Genomic DNA, 15,075 nt, shown 5'->3' with positions numbered 1-15,075 from the left:
CACCGATGTCCTTGCCGATCCCCACTTCCCTGCCCATACCTGCCGGCATGCGTTCGACGCGTGCCACGCGGGCCGTGCTGGCGATGTGGGAGTCGCGGGCCGACGCACTCCTGAGCGAAGCCGATGTGGAAGCGGACCTGCACGCCCAGGGCGTGCAGGTCAACCGCGTCACCGTCTACCGGCTGCTGGACCGCCTGGCGGCAGCCGGTGTGTTGCGCCGCAGCGTGGATGCTGCCCGCGTGGCCCGCTACAGCCGGTCCGTGCCGGGCGCGGCCAGGCAGGCCGATGCCGCTGCGCATTTCGAATGCGCTGATTGCCACAGCGCTTTTCGGCTGGGCGGCGAGGGCGGTGGGGGCGGCGAGCCGCTGCAGGCCGCTTTGCTGCAGCTGCGCCAGGCGCTGGCCGCCAGCGGCCTGCAGGGCCGGGCCATCGACGTGGCGGTGACAGGGCTGTGCCAGGACTGCAGCAGTGCAGGGCCATCCCGAAATGCTCCGTCTGCCTGAGGCGATCGCCCTAGCCCCTTTCTTCTCTTGCATAGCTCTTCAGGATTTCGCATGACCCTTGCACCATTGCGCTCCGTTTCCTTGATCCTGGCCGCTGTCTTCCTGGCCGCAGCAGCCCAGGCACATGACCACGACCACGACCACGCGAAAGCCCAGCCGGACGCCAAGGCACAGGGCGCCTCGGCGCCGCTCGATGCCCATGCCCGGGCCGACATGGAACGCCATCGCGCCATGGCCAAGGCCCACGAAGCCGCCGCGCAGTGCCTGGCCGCCGGCCGCGACCATGAACAATGCCAAAAGCAGCTGCAGGCCGATTGCAAGGGCCTGGCGCTGGGCAAGTTCTGCGGCATGCGCCATGCGCATTGAGTGCGGTCCTGCCCGCCGTGTGGCGCCGTGAGCAATCGCCAGTCTTTGTGACGGGATGGTGAAACCTGCCCCGCAAATTGGCGCATACACTCTGCGCTGCCCATCCAGCCCCTGATCCCTCCATGCCCTTGCAACCCCCGGAACGTCACTTGCCAGCGCAGGCCTCAAGGCTTGCGTTGCGCGGCGCCGTGCCGGGTCGGGCCGGGCTGGTGGCCTGGCTGCTGGTCTGGTCCATTGCCCTGGCGCCGTTGCTGGGCCAGATGCACCGCGTGGTGCACGCGGGCGGCCTGGCTGCAGCCACGCTGCATGGCCCGGTGGAGGTGGTTGCCACTTCCTGCAATGCACCCGTCGATTGGGTCCATGCGCTGTTCTCGGGCCACGGCCCGGCGGATTGCCAACTGCTGGACCAGTTGCACGAAGGCATGGCGGGGCCGCCATCCGCCGTGGTGCTGCCGCCTTTCTGGGGCGAGCAGGCCGAACCCGTCCAGCCGGTCGTCGTGCGCGATGGCCGCATGCTGGCGGCCTTCTTCGATGCGCGGGGTCCCCCGCATCCCATCACTGTCTACCTGGCGGCTTGAATCTCCGGGACTGGCGCTGCATGCGCCGGCCCTGCACAGCCGTTTGGCCGCGCCTTGCTGCATTGATCGCAACAAGGCGCCGCGCCCAGGTCCGGCAGTTCCTTGAATGCATATCCGATCGGATGGCCGCATGCGCCTGCAGGGCGCGCCGTGGCCGTCCGCTTCCGACGCCATTTTTTGCAGCGCCCGGATTTCCACGCCCCGCAGGGCCGTGGCCGGCCGCTGCCGGGAAGACCAGTGATGAGAGTGACAACAAAGCAATACCACCAGGACGCCAAGGCGCAGGGGGAGAGGACGAAACTGCGCCCGCTGCTGCAGCAACTGCTGCTGGCAGGCGTGCTGGGCCCGGCGACGGGCGGCCTGGCCATGGCGGCAGAGCCTGCCGACCCCGTACCCGCAGCAGGACCCGCAGCCGCAGCTGCTGCCGATGCGGGCGCGCCGCGCAGTGATGCCCCCGTGCTCAATGAGGTGACGGTCAAGGCCAGCGGCCTGGGCCTGACCTCGGCCGACATGTCCACGCCGGCCACGGTGCTGGAAGGCGACGTGCTCACGCTGCGCCAGGCGGCCACGCTGGGCGAGACGCTGGACGGCGAGCCCGGCATCCACGCCAGCCATTTCGGCGCAGGCGCAAGCCGGCCCATCATCCGCGGCATGGACGGCCCGCGCGTGCAAATCCTCAGCGATGGCTCCGAGCTGCACGATGCCTCCACCATCAGCCCTGACCATGCCGTGGCCAGCGAGCCCATGCTCGCCACGCAGATCGAAGTGCTGCGCGGCCCCTCGGCGTTGATCTACGGCGGCGGTGGCGCCATGGGCGGCGTGGTCAACATCCTGGACGACAAGATTCCCACGTCCATTCCCAAGAACGGCATCACGGGCTCGGCCCAACTGCGCGGCAGCACCGGCGCGGGCGAGACGGCGGGCGCGTTCTCGCTGACGGGCGGCGCCGGCCAGCTGGCCATCCACGCCGAGGGCATGGCGCGCGATGCCGGCGACTACCGCGTGGGCAGCGGCTGGGCGCCCAACGGCCAGTCCCAGGGGCGCGTGGGCGGCAGCTTCAACCGCACGGACACGGGCAGCCTGGGCCTGTCCTGGATCGGCACGCAAGGCTACCTGGGCCTGGCCTACACGCGCCAGACCGCGCGCTATGGCCTGCCAGGCCACAACCACAGCTTCGAGGGCTGCCACACCCATGGCGACCATCTGCACTGCGGCGGCCATGACCACGGCGACGAGGACGGACATGACCATGGCGGCGACGACCACGATCACGACCATGGCAGCGTGCCGGTGGTCGATCTCAACAGCGAGCGCTGGGATCTGCGCGGCGAATGGCGCAATCCGACGGCTGGCATCGCGGCGCTGCGCGTGCGCGGTGGCTGGACCGACTATCGCCATGACGAGATCGAAGACGGCCAGGTCTCGACCACGTTCAAGAACCGCGCCCATGACCTGCGCGTGGAGGCAGAGCTGGAGCCCATCGCGGGCTGGCGCGGCGTCATCGGCCTGCAGACCGTGCAGCGCAAATTCAGTGCCGAGGGTGAGGAGGCCTATGTGCAGCCCACCGAAACCCGCCGCAACAGCATCTACCTGCTGGAGGAATACCGCTGGCAGGACTGGCGCTGGCAGGCTGCGCTGCGCCACGAGCGCCAGACCGTGGACGCCCAGCAAAGCGGCATCTCGCGCAGCCACAGCGGCACATCGTTCTCGCTGGGCTCGGTGTGGAAGTTCACCCCGGGCTACAGCCTCTCGGCCTCGCTGACGCAGGGCAACCGCCTGCCCACGGCCGAGGAGCTGTACGCCAACGGCCTGCACATGGCGACTTCGACCTATGAGCGCGGCAATGCCGACCTCAAGCGCGAACGCTCGCAGGCGCTGGACATCGGCCTGCGCAAGACGGCAGGCGACACCACGTTCAGCGTCAATGCCTTCCACCATCGCGTCAAGGGCTATATCTATGGCGCCACGCTGGACGAGCATGACGGCCTGCAACTGCTGCAGTACACCCAGGCCGATGCGCGCTTCACCGGCGTGGAGGGTCAGGTGCGCCAGAAGCTGTCGCGCCAGTGGGGCGTGACCCTGTTCGGTGACGCCGTGCGTGCGCGGCTGGAAGACGGCTCCGCCTTGCCGCGCATCCCCGCGGCGCGCGTGGGCCTGCGCGTGGACACCTTCTACAAGGGCTGGGATGCCCAGGCCGAATGGGTGCAGGTGCTGCGCCAAAACCGCGTCACCGCCTATGAGACCGAGACGGACGGCTACGGCATGCTCAACGTCTCTGCCAGCTACACGCTGCGCACCTCGGGTGGCATGCCCTGGCAGTTCTTCATCAAGGGCAACAACCTGACCAACCGCCTGGCCTTCGCCCACACCTCGTTCATCAAGAACGCTGCGCCGCTGATGGGGCGCAACATCACGGTGGGCGTGAAGGTGTCGTTCTAAGAACGCACTCCAGGGCGAACTGCCCGCTGCGCACCAGCGCCGTCTGCTACAGGTAATGCTGCAGATGGCGCAGGGCGCGCGCGCTGTCAACGCCTATCCACTGCACGACTTCGGTCTCGGCACGGCCCGCGCGCAGCCACTGCACGATGGCCGTGTTGCGCAGCACCTGCGGGCCGACGCGGTGCAGCGGCGCCTGCTGCGCCGAGGCAGGCTGCGCGGCATGGGCGCGCTGTATCAGTTGCGACGCCACATGGAACAGCACGCGCACCGACAGCGGCTGCCCTTCACGCGAATAAAAGACCGTGGCATCGGGTTGAACGGCCTCCGGCCCGCGCTGGCCGGCGCTGAAGCCTTTCCAGTCCTGCAGCGCCTTCACCACCGTTTCCGACAGATCCAGCGTGCGCTGCTGCGCGGCGCGTGCGCCATCGATATGCAATTGACAGGGGAGGCCATCGCTTGGTCCGGCGCATTGCACATCGCGCCAGCACAGGCCGCGCACCTCCTCGGGCGCCAGCGCCAGTTCGTACAGCAGCAGCAAGATGGCGCGGTCGCGCGCCGACTGAAAGCCGTCGGCCATCGGTATGTGGCGGGGCAGGGCATTCCACAGCGGCGCGGGAAGGCAATGGCCCTGGCCGTCTTCGGCAGGTGGGCGTTCCTGCGGCGCCAGCCCTGCGGCGGGATTGGCGCTGACCCAGCCGTGGTCCAGCGCATGGTCGTAAATGCGTTCCAGCAATCGCCAGTAGCGCCTGCGCGTGACCTCGCTGATGCGGCGGCCGGGCTGGTGGCCCGACAACTGGCCTTCGCGCGGGCGCAGGAAATTCTGGACATCAACGGCGGTGGCCTGTTGCCAGGCGCGGGCCTTGACTTTGCCTTTGCCTTTGCCTTTGCCTTTCGGCGGGGCGGGGGAGGGGGGAGCTTCTTTGGCTGACATGCCGGCATCGCCCAGGCTGCGCAGCCAGGCACGCCATACCTTTTCGTAGCCGCTGTCGGGCGCCGTGTCCAGGGCATCCCAGCCCTTGGCGCCTTCGGTTTCCAGCCAATGCCGGAACAGGGCCAGTCCGTCAGGGACAGTGGACGGCGGCTTGCCGGCAGCGGGTGCCTGAGATGGTGATGAAGTCATGGGCGTTGAGAACAAAACGAGTCAACCAATGGAGTTGTTCAATGTAACTTACATGAAGTCAAGCGGCAACCTTGTTATCGACTGATGAACACCAGTGGCGACAAGTCGCCAAAAAAAGGGCCGTTCGGCCTGGATTCGAGTCCTTGGCACGTCTCTAGAGTGTGTTGTGCACTTTCAAGCACCCGCGCCGGCTCTGCGCGCTGGTGATCGCAAGCGCTGGTCCAGGGGAAGCAAGGGGAGGGCAGAAGGCGGCCCCTGTCTTCAGGACAGGGGCCGCAGCGGTCAAGCCGCCATGCGCCCGAATCGGCCAGCGTTGAAGTCGGCAATGGCCTCGCGGATCTCGGCCTCGCTGTTCATCACGAACGGGCCGTGGCCCACCACGGGCTCTGCAATGGGCTCGCCCTCCAGCCACAGCACGGTGGCGTCGTTGTTGGCCTCCAGGCGCACCAGATCAGCCTCGCGATCGAAGTGCACCAGCTGGCCTTCGCGAACAACCTCGCCGTCGTTGACCAGCACCGTGCCATGCAGCACGACCAGGGCCAGCGTATGTCCGGGCTTGGCGCGCAGCTCGGTGGTGCTGCCGGCTTTCAGGCGCAGGTCCCAGACATTGATGGGCGTGAAGGTGCGCGCCGGCCCCTCGCTGTTGCCAAAGGCTCCGGCAATCACCCGCACCCGGCCTGAGCCGCCTGGCAGTTCCACGGACGGGATCTGTCCATCCACCAGGGTCTGGTAGCCAGGCGCAACCGACTTGTCCTTGGCGGGCAGGTTCACCCACAGCTGCACCATCTCCAGCCGCCCGCCGCGTTCGGTGAACGCATGGGAATGGAATTCCTCATGCAGGATGCCCGCGCCAGCCGTCATCCACTGCACGTCGCCAGGGCCGATCAGGCCGCCAGCGCCGGTCGAGTCCCGGTGCTCGACTTCGCCCTCATAGACGATGGTCACGGTCTCGAAGCCGCGGTGCGGATGCACGCCCACGCCGGGAGGATGGGCAGCCGGCTCGAAGCTGGCGGGGCCTGCGTGGTCCAGCAGCAGAAAGGGGCTCAGAGCCGCACCATGGTTGCCATAGCTGAACAGCGAGCGCACGGGAAAGCCGTCGCCCACCCAATGGGCACGGGGAGCGCTGTAGACGCCGAGCATCTTCTTGAGCATTTGCTTCTCCTTGGGAATCGTGGCTGCCGCAGCGTTAGCGCCAGCCACTTTTTGCACATGGGAGAATCTTAGGATTTGAACGATGAATGCGGTAGATAGCAAAATTTGCCTTCATCGTCCTGAATAAAGAACAATGACCATGCTGCGTGTGCTGGCCGAAAGGGCGCAGTGCCTGGTCGTCCTGCCCGGCTGGGAGCCGCGCCGCGAGCTGATCCATGTGGTGTACGCATCCCGGCGCGGGCAATTGCCCGCCGTGCGGCTGCTCATCGAGCATCTGGCCCAGGCCTTCGAGGCCCTGGAAGAAGCCTGAATGAGGCAGGGCCTGGCCTGCGGCGCATAATCTGCGCGCGCCGCCAACCTGCGCAGGCGCAGCTTCCCGATCCCGCTTCAGTGAACTCTCCCGTCTTTGCCTCCCTCATCCCCGTCATTCTTTGCATTGGCGCAGGCTTTCTCGCCGCCCGTCTGGGCTGGGTGCGGGCCGCTGCCATCAAGGATTTGTCCAACCTCGTTTTCCTGGTGCTCACGCCGGCGCTGCTGTTCCGCACCATGGGCGCGGTGCGGGTGCAGGAGCTGGACTTTCAGCCCGTGGCGCTGTATTTCCTGGCGACCGCGCTGATCTTCGGGGTGTCCATGGTCCTGGGCGGTTTTTCCACGCGTTCGGCCGCGCGGGGGCTGGCCAATATGTTCAGCAACACCGTCATGATCGGCGTGCCGTTGGTGGGGCTGGTCTACGGGGAGGACGGATTGGTCACGCTGTTCACCCTCGTTTCGCTGCACGCGCTGATTCTGCTCACGGCGGCCACCATCGTGTTCGAGCTGGCCGAGGCCCGCGAGCACCAGCGGTCGGGCCAGAGCGCGCCGCGCCCCATGTGGCGCACGGTGCTGCAGGCGGTGCGCAACGGCATCGTCCATCCTGTGCCGCTGCCCATACTCGCCGGCCTGCTGTTCGCACAGACCGGGCTGGCTCTTCCTGGCGTGGTGGACCGCTCCCTGCAGGTCTTGGGCCAGGCGCTGGGCCCCATGGCGCTGCTGCTGGTGGGTGTGACCCTGGCCTATACCAAGGTGGGTCAGAACCTGCGCGAGGCCGTGGGCATCGCGCTGGTCAAGAACCTGGTGCATCCGCTGCTGCTGCTTGCGCTGGCCTGGGCCTTCGGTCTGGGCGGCCTGCCGGTGGCCGTGATGTTCACGGCGGCTGCACTGCCCGTGGGGGCCAACGTGTTCCTGTTCACGCAGCGCTATGGCGTGATGCAGGAGGAGGTGTCCGCCAGCATTGCGGTGTCCACGGCGCTGGCCTTGCTTACCGTGCCGCTGATGCTGTGGCTGGCCCAGCGTCTGCTGGGCTGACGGCTTTCAGCAGGAGCAGCGCCAGCAATCCAGGGGATCAGGGCGCCAGGCGCTGGCGCAGCCAGGTTCCAGATTCAAGCTGGTAGCACAGGCGGTCATGCAGGCGGCTCTTGCGGCCTTGCCAGAATTCCCAGCGTTCGGGTACGAGCCTGAATCCACCCCAGTGCGGCGGGCGCGGCGGGTTCAGCAGGAATTGCGCGCCGTACTTGGCCGCATTGGCCACCAGCACGCTGCGGCCGCTGATGACCTGGCTTTGCGGACTGGCCCAGGCACCGATGCGCGAGTCCAGCGGGCGGCTGTTGAAGTAGGCGTCGCTTTCGGCATCGCTGACCTTTTCCACGCGGCCTTCGATGCGCACCACGCGCTCCAGCTCCACCCAGTGAAACTGCAGCGCGGCAAAGGGGTTGCCCGCCAGTTGCTGGCCCTTGCGGCTGTCGTAGTTCGTGTACCAGACCAGGCCGCGCTCGTCGTAGCCCTTGATGAGCACGATGCGCGTGCTGGGCCGCAGGTCGCCGCCCACGGTCGCCAGCGTCATGGCATTGGGCTCGGGCACATGGGCGCTCATGGCTTCCTGCAGCCATTGGTCAAACTGCTGCAGCGGATCGGCCAGGGAGGCCGATTCGCTCAGTTCCGCGCGCTCGTAGCTTTTGCGCAGATCGGCGATCGAGGTGGAAATGCTGCTCATGGCCTGCATTGTGCCTGCGCCCGACCTCTCATTTGCTGCGCTAGAGTTGCGCATGCTCAGAGACTTCAAAGGCCGCCCCTGCGTGATCATCCTCGCCTCGGGCCGTGGCGAGCGTTTCCGCGCGTCGGGCGGCACCATGCACAAGCTCGCCGCGCCGCTGGGCGGCAGCACCGTGCTGGAACACACACTGGCCGCCGTCCGCGCCAGCGGCCTGCCCTGGCATCTGGAAGATGCGGGCCACCCCGGAATGGGCGATTCGCTGTCTGCGGCCGTGCGTGCCACAACCGATGCGCCAGGCTGGCTGGTCTTGCCGGCCGACCTGCCGCTGGTGAGTCCACAGACCTTGCTGAAAGTGGCCGATGCATTGCAAGCGGGGGCCCGAGCCGCCCAGCCTGTCCATCAAGGCGAGCGTGGACATCCCGTGGGTTTCGGCGCCGCATGCGGCGCGGCGCTCATGGCGTTGAGCGGAGAGAAGGGCGGGGCGCCTGTGCTGAAGGCGCTGCGCGAAGCCGGACATGTGGTTCAGGTCGATGTGGACGATGCTGGTGTGCTCACCGACATCGATACGCTGGACGATCTGGCGCGCGCTGAGGTGTTGCTGCAGAACCGGCCTGAAGTGGGCTGAATTCAGGCTTCGCCGTCTGCCGTAGCGGGGCCGCCTTCGGTCGCTGGGTCGGCTTGGCTGCCTTGGCAATAACCGCGCAGTTTGAGCAAGGCCCGATACATCACCTCCCGTTCCTCCTGCGTCAGCGCCAGCAGAGCAGCGGCCTGGTGTTGCCGGGCCACGGGCATCACCTCGTCATGCAACTGCCGGCCCGCAGGCGTGATGGAGCACAGGATCTTCTTGCGTGGAGTGGAGCCTTGCGCCAGCAGGGCCACCAGGCCGCGTTCCTCGAGCAGCCGCAGCGCCCGGCTCACCAGGGCCTTGTCCGAAGTGGATTGCACCACCAGCGCGCTGAACGGCAACTCGCCTGCATGCGCGACAAGGGCCAACAGCCGCCACTCCGAAACCGTCAAGCCCGCCGTATCGGCATAGGGCACGGTGATGGTGCGCCGCAGCGCATTGCCCACCTGGCTCATCAGCGTGGTCAGAAAGGCATCGACGGTCAGGCTGCTGCCTGCCTCGTCAAGGTGGGTCCAGGGATTGCCTGCGGGCGTACTGGGCACAGGGAGAGGAGAAGGTGGGATGGACATGTTCCCATCAATTGTTTCACAGGCTGCCTGACGTTTGTCTTGTGGAATTTCTTTAGAGAAATCAATAGAGGTCAATCGGTATTTTCGGTAAGTTGATTCATCAACTTACTGGAGAAAATCGTTATTGATTCTTTTGAGGATCAATGTTTCATTGGTGAATCGTATGAATTCATCCCATAGCCAGCCCCAGCTGCCATGCCCGTATCTGACCGATGCATGTCCGCGCTTTCAAAGGAGCCAGTGATGACCCCCCATCGTCGGCAAGGCCTGACCATTGCAGCATTGGCTTTTGCCACCGCTGTCTGTGGTCCGGCATTTGCACAGGACTACCCCGCCAGGCCGATCACCGTGGTGGTCGCCTATCCCGCAGGTGGTGACACGGACGCCATGGCGCGCCTGTTCGCCGAAAAGCTCACGTTGCGTCTGCGCCAGCCCGTGGTGGTGGACAACCGGCCCGGGGCGGGCGGCACCGTGGGCAACAACCTGGTTGCGCGGGCCGTGCCCGATGGCTACACGCTGCTGTTCACGCCCAACCCCTTCACCATCGCCCCCATGGTGATGAGGCTCCCTCCTGCCGCGACCTATGACCCCTTGAAAGGTTTCACCCCCGTGGTGCAGACCGCCAGCCAGGCCGTGCTGCTCGTGGCCCATCCCTCCACGGGATTCAAAAGCGTGGCCGACATGGTGGCTGCGGCCAAGGCCGGCAAGACGCTCAGCTACGCCAGTCCCGGCGCAGGCTCGCCCATGCACATAGGTGCCGAGTGGCTGAACCGCGCTGCCGGAGTGAGCATTCAGCATGTGCCCTATCGCGGCGTGGCACCGGCCGTCAACGATGTGGCTGCGGGCCATGTAGGACTGGCCTACGTCACGCTGGGGCCGGTGGCCCAGTACATCCAGGCGGGCAAGCTGCGCGCGCTGGCCGTGACCGACCCGAAGCGTTCGCCCCTGCTGCCCGATGTGCCTTCACTGGCGGAACTGGGCTACAGGGACATCGCCGCGGGTGCCTGGAATGGCTTCTTCGCGCCCAAGGGCACGCCGGCCGCCGTGGTGCAGACCTTGAACACCCATCTCAACGAGATCCTCAGGATGCCGGAGGTGGTGGCAAAGATGGCCACCTTCGGTGCCGTGCCCGTGGGCGGGTCGCCGCAGGTGCTGGCCGATGTCAACGCTGCCGACTACGAGCGCCTGGGCAAGGTGATCCGCGAACTCGGCATCACCGCTGAATGACATGAATACCTCGAATTCCACGCTGGGCCGCGAGACGGCCCAGGTCACGGCGCTGTCCAAGGTACTAGGTCGTGCCCAGTACGCGGGCGACCTCAAGCTGCCGGGCATGCTGCATGCCAAGCTGTTGCGCAGCCCCTATCCGCATGCGCGTATCGTGCGCATCGACATTGCTGCAGCGCGTGCGCTGCCCGGTGTGAAAGCCGTGCTGACCGGGGCAGATGCACCGCGCACGCCCTGGGGCGTGAGCCACAAGGAGCGGCGCATCCTGGCCGACGGCCTGGTGCGCTTTGCGGGGGAAGAGGTGGCAGCCGTGGCTGCCGCCACAGAAGAGATCGCCCGCGATGCGCTGGACCTGATCGAGGTCGAGTACGAAGAACTGCCCGCCATCCTGTCGCCCGAGGAAGCCCTGGATGAAGAAGCGCCCGGCGTTCATCCGGGCCGGGGCAACATCGCCCACGAGATCCGCTTCGAGCGCGGCGATGCCGATGCCGGATTCGCCGCAGCTGATCTGGTTCACGAAGCCACGTACACCACGCATGCGCAGTACCCGGGCTACCTGGAACCCATGGCAACCCTGGCCTCCATCGACGCCGATGGCCGCCTGTTGGTACAGACCTCCACGCAGTCGGTTTTCCTGGCGCGTGCCCGGCTGGCGGCGGCGCTGGAGCTGCCGGTGTCCGCCATCCGCGTGGTGCAGGCCACCACGGGCGGCGGCTTTGGCGGCAAGATCGTCGAGGACGACAACCAGCTCGTGGCGGGCCTGCTGGCCCTGCGCACCGGGCGGCCCGTGCGCCTGGTCAACAACCGGCTGGAGGACTTCCTGGCCTGCTGCTCCAGCGTCCCCGAGCGCATCACGCTCAAGCTGGGCATGGCGCGTGATGGCCGCATCCTCGCCAAGCAGGTGCACATCGTTGCCGAGTGCGGTGCCTATGCGGGTCTGTCGGCCGAGGTCATGCACGTCAGTGCCATGCGCAGCGACAACATGCACAGGCAGGGCAACGTCCGATCGCACGCCACCCTGGTCTATACCAACAACCCGCCGCACGGCGCGTTCCGCGGCTTTGGCGGTACGCAGATGCTGTTCGCGCTCAACAGCCACATCCACATCATGGCCGAGCAGCTGGGGCTGGATCCGGCCGAAGTCCACAAGCTCAATGCAGTGGAGGCCGGCGACGTGACAGTGCATGGCTGGAAGATCGGCAGCGCCGGCCTCAAGGAGTGCATAGACCAGGCCACCGATGCCATCGACTGGCGCGGCAAGCGCGCCCGCCCCCGCCAGGCCCTTGGCGCCCGCCGCAGGGGCGTGGGCATGGCCGCGGCCATGCATGTCAGCGGCAACCGCACCATGGGCAACTGGGACGGCTCCACCGTGGTGGTGCGCATCCATGAGGATGGCCAGGTGCTTGTGCTCAGTGGCGAGTGCGACATGGGCCAGGGCGCGGCCACCATGCTCAGCCAGATCGTCGCCCATGAACTCACGCTGCCGTTGTCGCAGGTCCGCGTGGCCGCACCCGACACGGACAGCGCGCCCTTCGCCATAGGCTCGCTGGCCTCGCGCGTGACCATGGCTGCAGGCAATGCCGCCATAGGTGCCGCGCAGGCGGCCCGCAGCAAGCTGCTGGCCCTGGCCGCCGTCGTGCTGGAGGCGCAGGTCGACGACCTGGAGCTGGCCGATGGCCAGGTGCGCGTGCGCGGCACCGACCGTGCGGCAGGCATGGCCGAGCTCGCACGCCAGCACATCTGGCGCCATGGCGGCGAGGGCATACAGGTCAGCCACACCTGGGATGCCCAGACGCAGATGCACGACGCCCAGCTGCACGGCAACATCGCGCCGGCCTATTCCTTCGCGGCCCAGGCAGTGGAGGTCGAGGTCGATACGGAAACCGGCCAGGTCCGGGTGCTTGACAGCTATGTGGCCGACGACTGCGGCAAGGCGCTGAACCCCGTCGCCATCCATGGGCAGACCAACGGGGCCACCGTCCAGGCCATGGGCTGGGCCCTTTACGAGCAACTGCACCTGGAAGGCGGGCGCCTGGCCAACGGCAACTTCGCCGACTACACCATGCCAACGGCCGACGCCGTGCCCTTGCTGCGCGGCGGCTTTGTCGAGTCCAACGACCCCAACGGCCCCTATGGCGCCAAAGGGGCCAGCGAAACCGCCATCCTGCCGGGAGCGCCTGCCATCGCCAACGCCGTGTACGACGCCATCGGCGTGCGCATATGTGATCTGCCGATCACGCCCGAGAAAATCCTGGCGGCGCTGCGCGCACGCGCCGAGGAGGGCCGTCATGCATGACTTCGACTTCCTGGAGCCCACCTCGGTGGCGGAGGCCAGCCGGTTGCTGGCCGAACTGGGCGAGGACTGCCGCGTGATCGCCGGCGGCACGGCCTTGATGCTGGGCATGCGCCAGCGCATGCTCGCGCCCACGCACCTGGTCTCGCTGGCTGGCATCGATGCGTTGCGCGGCCTGGACTTCGACCCGGTGCGTGGCCTGCGTATCGGCGCCCTGGTGCGCCATGCCGAACTGGCGGCCTCGCCGCTGGTGTCGCATCACTATCCTGTCCTGGCCGGCATGGCGCAGCGCATGGCCAACCCGCAGGTGCGCAATCAGGGCACGGTGGGCGGCAATCTCTGCTATGCCGACCCCTCCACCGACCCGCCCGGCTGCCTGATGGCATTGGGCGCCCAGATCGTGCTGGCCAGCGCAAGAGGCGAGCGCCTGCTGGACATCGAGGACTTCCTGGTCGACTACTACGCCACGGCGCTGGAAGGCGACGAGATCGTCAGCGAGATCCGCGTGCCGCCCATGGGGCAAGGAGACGACCGGCGCAGCGGTGTGTACACGCGCTTTCTGCGCACAGCGGCCGAACACCGGCCGCTGGCCAGCGTGGCCCTGGTGGCGCACACCGCCGGGGGCATCTGCCGCGACGCGCGTCTCGTCGTGGGCGCCTCTACGCCCATACCCGTGCGCCAGCGGCGCGCCGAGGGCTTTCTTGAAGGCCGCGCCCTCACCTGGGCCTTGGCGGCCGAGGCGGGTGACATCGTCGCGGCCGACATCACACCGGTTTCGGACCTGCGCGGCTCGGCGGATTTCCGCCGAGAAATGGTGCGCGTCAACGTGCGGCGCACCGTGGCCGAACTGTTTGGCCTGGACCTGGCACTGGAACAAGGAGAGCTGGCATGAGCCGACATCGCATCGAATGCACCGTCAACGGCGAGCCCTGCAGCGTGGACGTGCCTGCGCGCCGGCTGCTGTCGGATTTTCTGCGTGATGACCTGCACCTGACGGGCACCAAGCGCGGCTGCGAGACGGGCGTGTGCGGCGCCTGCTCGGTGCTGCTGGATGGCGAAGTGGTGAAGTCCTGCCTGCTGCTGGCCGTGCAGGTCCAGGGCCGCGCGCTCACCACCATCGAAGGCCTGGCCGACCGTAATGCTGGGGGTGCGGGCGCAGACCCGTCACAACGGCTGCACCCGCTGCAGCAAAGCTTCATGCAATGCGGCGGCCTGCAGTGCGGCTACTGCACACCGGGCTTCATCATGGCCGCCTGCGATCTGCTGGGGCGTAACCCCCTTCCCGGCGCGGACGAAGTTCGCCATGGCCTCAACGGCAACCTGTGCCGTTGCACGGGCTACACCCAGATCGTGGAATCGGTCCTTGTGGCCGCGGAGAAAATGCATGGAAATTGAGAAAACCCTGACTGTTTCTGCCTCGCGAGAGCGGGTATGGGCCTTGTTGCTCGATCCCCAGGTCATGGGAGGTGCCGTGCCGGGCATGCAGTCCATCGAAGTGGTCAGCCCCACCGAATACGTGGCGGTGATGCACCAGAAGATCTCCTTCATCAGCGCCAGATTCAAGCTGCGCACACGCATCGTCGAGCAACGCGCTCCCGAGTATCTGCGCGTGGAAGGAACGGGAGAAGACACCTCGGTGGCCAGCTCGCTCAAGCAGCGCAGTGAAATCTTCCTGAGCGCCACGCCGGATGGAGGCACCGAACTGCGCATCAAGATCGACGTGGACCTGCTGGGCCGTCTGGGCGCCTTCGGCCTGAGCGTGATGAAGACCAAGGCCGACCGAATATGGGAGGAGTTCGGTAACAATCTGGCCGCGCGGCTCGAAGGCGGGGGAGGGGAGCCCGCTGCGGGCGAGGCGACCATGCAGGCGCCTGCACCTGTCGCGCCCGCGCCGGCCTCCGAGCCAGCCACGGAAACGGTGGTGCAAGCCCGGAATTCGCCAGCACCAGCGCCAGCTTCGGAGCTCTCCTCCACGGCCCAAGACCTGCGGGGCCGTGGCTGGTGGGGGCGGCTAATCGGCAGCTTGAGCGGTGAGGGCAGCGCGGGCGCTGCCGACACCATTCATGTCGAGCTGCGCCGTGGCGATACCACGGTCAGCGTCCAATGGCCGGGCGCGCGCGCCGAGCAGTGCGCGGCGTGGCTGCGCGACTGCCTGCGCTGAACGCAGACCCGGC

General features: G+C 67.2%; 15 protein-coding genes and 1 pseudogene. 12 read left to right on the top strand and 4 right to left on the bottom strand.

Going from position 1 to position 15,075, the window contains the following annotated elements; translation table 11 throughout:
- Nucleotides 1–5 precede the first annotated feature (5 nt).
- From ACM14_RS15060 to ACM14_RS15045, 4 genes are all read left to right on the top strand, one after another.
- Complete coding sequence (locus ACM14_RS15060; RefSeq protein ID WP_254662064.1) at nt 6–503, top strand: Fur family transcriptional regulator; 498 nt, start codon at nt 6–8, stop codon at nt 501–503.
- Nucleotides 504–554: 51 nt separating this feature from the next.
- Complete coding sequence (locus ACM14_RS15055) at nt 555–869, top strand: hypothetical protein (RefSeq protein WP_065346574.1); 315 nt, start codon at nt 555–557, stop codon at nt 867–869.
- Between the two features lie 122 nt (nt 870–991).
- Nucleotides 992–1,447: a hypothetical protein gene (locus ACM14_RS15050; RefSeq protein WP_065346573.1), complete on the top strand. Its 456-nt coding sequence runs from the start codon at nt 992–994 to the stop codon at nt 1,445–1,447.
- A 240-nt stretch (nt 1,448–1,687) separates the two neighbouring features.
- On the top strand, nt 1,688–3,886 hold the full coding sequence (locus ACM14_RS15045) for a TonB-dependent receptor (RefSeq protein ID WP_065346572.1): 2,199 nt from the start codon (nt 1,688–1,690) through the stop codon (nt 3,884–3,886).
- A 46-nt stretch (nt 3,887–3,932) separates the two neighbouring features.
- On the opposite strand, the gene ACM14_RS15040 is transcribed toward ACM14_RS15045, so the two are convergent.
- On the bottom strand, nt 3,933–5,006 hold the full coding sequence (locus tag ACM14_RS15040; RefSeq protein WP_065346571.1) for a tyrosine-type recombinase/integrase: 1,074 nt from the start codon (nt 5,004–5,006) through the stop codon (nt 3,933–3,935).
- A gap of 282 nt (nt 5,007–5,288) precedes the next feature.
- Complete coding sequence (locus ACM14_RS15035) at nt 5,289–6,158, bottom strand: pirin family protein (protein WP_065346570.1); 870 nt, start codon at nt 6,156–6,158, stop codon at nt 5,289–5,291.
- 178 nt (nt 6,159–6,336) lie between these two features.
- Between ACM14_RS15035 and ACM14_RS31605 the strand changes: the two are divergent.
- Nucleotides 6,337–6,468: pseudogene (locus ACM14_RS31605) on the top strand (LysR family transcriptional regulator); the annotation flags it as partial.
- A gap of 80 nt (nt 6,469–6,548) precedes the next feature.
- The gene (locus ACM14_RS15030; protein WP_063325991.1) at nt 6,549–7,502 is read left to right on the top strand and encodes an AEC family transporter; all 954 of its coding nucleotides are present in this window, start codon (nt 6,549–6,551) and stop codon (nt 7,500–7,502) included.
- 37 nt (nt 7,503–7,539) lie between these two features.
- Here ACM14_RS15030 and pdxH read toward each other — a convergent pair whose 3' ends face one another.
- Complete coding sequence (pdxH, locus tag ACM14_RS15025; protein WP_065346592.1) at nt 7,540–8,187, bottom strand: pyridoxamine 5'-phosphate oxidase; 648 nt, start codon at nt 8,185–8,187, stop codon at nt 7,540–7,542.
- 52 nt (nt 8,188–8,239) lie between these two features.
- On the opposite strand from pdxH, the gene ACM14_RS15020 reads away from it, so the two are divergent.
- Nucleotides 8,240–8,812, top strand: a complete 573-nt coding sequence (locus ACM14_RS15020; RefSeq protein WP_065346593.1) for an NTP transferase domain-containing protein — start codon at nt 8,240–8,242, stop codon at nt 8,810–8,812.
- 2 nt (nt 8,813–8,814) lie between these two features.
- Here the strand turns inward: ACM14_RS15020 and ACM14_RS15015 are convergent, their stop codons facing one another.
- Nucleotides 8,815–9,381, bottom strand: a complete 567-nt coding sequence (locus tag ACM14_RS15015; protein ID WP_013802266.1) for a MarR family winged helix-turn-helix transcriptional regulator — start codon at nt 9,379–9,381, stop codon at nt 8,815–8,817.
- Between the two features lie 243 nt (nt 9,382–9,624).
- Here ACM14_RS15015 and ACM14_RS15010 point away from each other — a divergent pair, with 243 nt between their 5' ends.
- From ACM14_RS15010 to ACM14_RS14990, 5 genes are read left to right on the top strand one after another with little or no spacing between them, the layout of a single operon-like run.
- Complete coding sequence (locus tag ACM14_RS15010) at nt 9,625–10,608, top strand: tripartite tricarboxylate transporter substrate binding protein (protein WP_065346569.1); 984 nt, start codon at nt 9,625–9,627, stop codon at nt 10,606–10,608.
- A 1-nt stretch (nt 10,609) separates the two neighbouring features.
- Complete coding sequence (locus tag ACM14_RS15005; RefSeq protein WP_065346568.1) at nt 10,610–12,904, top strand: xanthine dehydrogenase family protein molybdopterin-binding subunit; 2,295 nt, start codon at nt 10,610–10,612, stop codon at nt 12,902–12,904.
- Nucleotides 12,897–13,793 carry a xanthine dehydrogenase family protein subunit M gene (locus ACM14_RS15000; protein WP_016447072.1) on the top strand — a complete coding sequence of 299 codons (897 nt, stop codon included), beginning with the start codon at nt 12,897–12,899 and terminating at the stop codon, nt 13,791–13,793. Before ACM14_RS15005 ends, ACM14_RS15000 begins: the two co-directional genes overlap by 8 nt.
- Nucleotides 13,790–14,296, top strand: coding sequence for a (2Fe-2S)-binding protein (locus ACM14_RS14995; protein ID WP_043820455.1), 507 nt, complete (start codon nt 13,790–13,792; stop codon nt 14,294–14,296). The genes ACM14_RS15000 and ACM14_RS14995 overlap by 4 nt, the downstream gene beginning before the upstream one ends.
- Nucleotides 14,286–15,062, top strand: a complete 777-nt coding sequence (locus ACM14_RS14990) for a CoxG family protein (RefSeq protein WP_065346567.1) — start codon at nt 14,286–14,288, stop codon at nt 15,060–15,062. Before ACM14_RS14995 ends, ACM14_RS14990 begins: the two co-directional genes overlap by 11 nt.
- Nucleotides 15,063–15,075 lie beyond the last annotated feature (13 nt).

This window comes from Delftia sp. JD2, assembly GCF_001682645.1.
Classification (GTDB): domain Bacteria; phylum Pseudomonadota; class Gammaproteobacteria; order Burkholderiales; family Burkholderiaceae_C; genus Comamonas; species Comamonas acidovorans.
This window is presented reverse-complemented; position numbering and strand designations above follow the sequence as displayed.

Coding starts and splice junctions, on each gene's coding strand:
- ACM14_RS15060 (WP_254662064.1), top strand. CDS start 6: ATGTCCTTGCCGATCCCCACTTCCCTGCCCATACCTGCCGGCATGCGT.
- ACM14_RS15055 (WP_065346574.1), top strand. CDS start 555: ATGACCCTTGCACCATTGCGCTCCGTTTCCTTGATCCTGGCCGCTGTC.
- ACM14_RS15050 (WP_065346573.1), top strand. CDS start 992: ATGCCCTTGCAACCCCCGGAACGTCACTTGCCAGCGCAGGCCTCAAGG.
- ACM14_RS15045 (WP_065346572.1), top strand. CDS start 1,688: ATGAGAGTGACAACAAAGCAATACCACCAGGACGCCAAGGCGCAGGGG.
- ACM14_RS15040 (WP_065346571.1), bottom strand. CDS start 5,006: ATGACTTCATCACCATCTCAGGCACCCGCTGCCGGCAAGCCGCCGTCC.
- ACM14_RS15035 (WP_065346570.1), bottom strand. CDS start 6,158: ATGCTCAAGAAGATGCTCGGCGTCTACAGCGCTCCCCGTGCCCATTGG.
- pdxH (WP_065346592.1), bottom strand. CDS start 8,187: ATGAGCAGCATTTCCACCTCGATCGCCGATCTGCGCAAAAGCTACGAG.
- ACM14_RS15020 (WP_065346593.1), top strand. CDS start 8,240: ATGCTCAGAGACTTCAAAGGCCGCCCCTGCGTGATCATCCTCGCCTCG.
- ACM14_RS15015 (WP_013802266.1), bottom strand. CDS start 9,381: ATGTCCATCCCACCTTCTCCTCTCCCTGTGCCCAGTACGCCCGCAGGC.
- ACM14_RS15010 (WP_065346569.1), top strand. CDS start 9,625: ATGACCCCCCATCGTCGGCAAGGCCTGACCATTGCAGCATTGGCTTTT.
- ACM14_RS15005 (WP_065346568.1), top strand. CDS start 10,610: ATGAATACCTCGAATTCCACGCTGGGCCGCGAGACGGCCCAGGTCACG.
- ACM14_RS15000 (WP_016447072.1), top strand. CDS start 12,897: ATGCATGACTTCGACTTCCTGGAGCCCACCTCGGTGGCGGAGGCCAGC.
- ACM14_RS14995 (WP_043820455.1), top strand. CDS start 13,790: ATGAGCCGACATCGCATCGAATGCACCGTCAACGGCGAGCCCTGCAGC.
- ACM14_RS14990 (WP_065346567.1), top strand. CDS start 14,286: ATGGAAATTGAGAAAACCCTGACTGTTTCTGCCTCGCGAGAGCGGGTA.